Source organism: Actinosynnema sp. NPDC059797, from assembly GCF_042732085.1.
In the GTDB taxonomy this organism is placed as follows: Bacteria; Actinomycetota; Actinomycetes; order Mycobacteriales; family Pseudonocardiaceae; genus Actinosynnema.
On sequence record NZ_JBHWIE010000760.1, the window covers coordinates 1 to 1,136 of the forward strand.

The 1,136-nt window shown below is 75.7% G+C and carries 2 protein-coding genes; one reads left to right on the forward strand and one right to left on the reverse strand.

Going from position 1 to position 1,136, the window contains the following annotated elements:
• Positions 1–685 (forward strand): hypothetical protein (locus tag ACFV4N_RS43970; RefSeq protein WP_499678643.1); only part of this gene is annotated, 685 nt, incomplete at its 5' end.
• Between the two features lie 60 nt (positions 686–745).
• On the opposite strand, the gene ACFV4N_RS43975 is transcribed toward ACFV4N_RS43970, so the two are convergent.
• Positions 746–1,136, reverse strand: a 391-nt coding sequence (locus tag ACFV4N_RS43975; protein ID WP_499678644.1) for a hypothetical protein, incomplete at its 5' end; no start/stop codon positions are given.

A 1,136-nucleotide genomic window follows, 5' to 3' on the forward strand; every position in this document is an offset into this window, starting at 1 on the left:
GGTCACCTGGTTCCCGCGCAACACCGGCGTGGAGGGCCTGCTGGTGGTGTGGGAGGTCGACGGCCGGACGGGCGCGCGTCGCGGCCTGCCCCGGCACACCGCCCGCACCGCGCCCGACGGCTCCTTCGGCCCGCTGAGGGTCGTCGGCGGCAGGCACTACGAACTGGTGCTGCTGCGCGAGGGGGAGCTGACCCACCACTTCCACTTCGAGCCGTTCGAGCGCAGCGACCGCTTCCTGCGGCTCCAGGTGTCGCCGCCGGGGGGCATCGGCGACCAGGTCGACAGGTGCCCGGCGCACACCGCCGTCACGGTCGTGCGCAACCGCGAGTGGTGGGCCGACCAGCCCGAGGACAACGACCGCCTGGAGTTCAACGGCGTGGACGTCCTCGCGCCCGCCGTAGCGCCCCGGGTGCGCCAGGTGCTCGCGGCGTTCGCGTTCGACGACGGCTGCGACCGCGCGTCCGCACCGGGCGCGGTGGTGCCGCCGTTCGGCTCACTGCCGTTCCTGACCGCGGCGGACGCCTACCTGCCCGCTCGGGCCGACGCGGCGGGCACCCTCAGGGTCACCCAGGTCGCCCGCGGGACGGGCGGCGGGTCGCGCACGATCGCGGTGCGGAACTGGCCGTCGGACGGGCACGCGGTCAGCGTGCAGTTCAAGGACTACCTGGACGTGCGGACGGGGTGACCGGCGCGGGTCCGGGTGGCGTGCGCGGCGCGGGGTCGGGAGGCCCTGCGCCGGGGCGCGTCAGGCGGTGGTCGGCTCCTGGAACAGCAGCGCCGGCGCGCTCGACTGCGGGCGGGGCGCCACGACCTCCGGCGCCTTGAACGCCGTCGCGTCCAACGCGGTCTCCCCGGTCGCCTGCTCCCCGAAACCGGCGTTGGCGAACGCGGTGTCGGTGAACGCGGCGTCACCCAGCGCGGCGCCCCCGAACGGCGAGTCCCCGAACGACTTGTCACCGAACGACTTGTCCCCGAACGGCGTCGCGTCGAACGCGGTGTCGGCGGGCGCGTCGAGCACGACCTCGGCGGCCACCGGCGCGGCGGGCGCCGCCTCGGCGGTCAGCTGCCGCTGGGCGCGGTTGATCCACAGCAGCCACATGGCCTCGTCGCGGTGGCCGCGGTACTCGGCCTTGAGG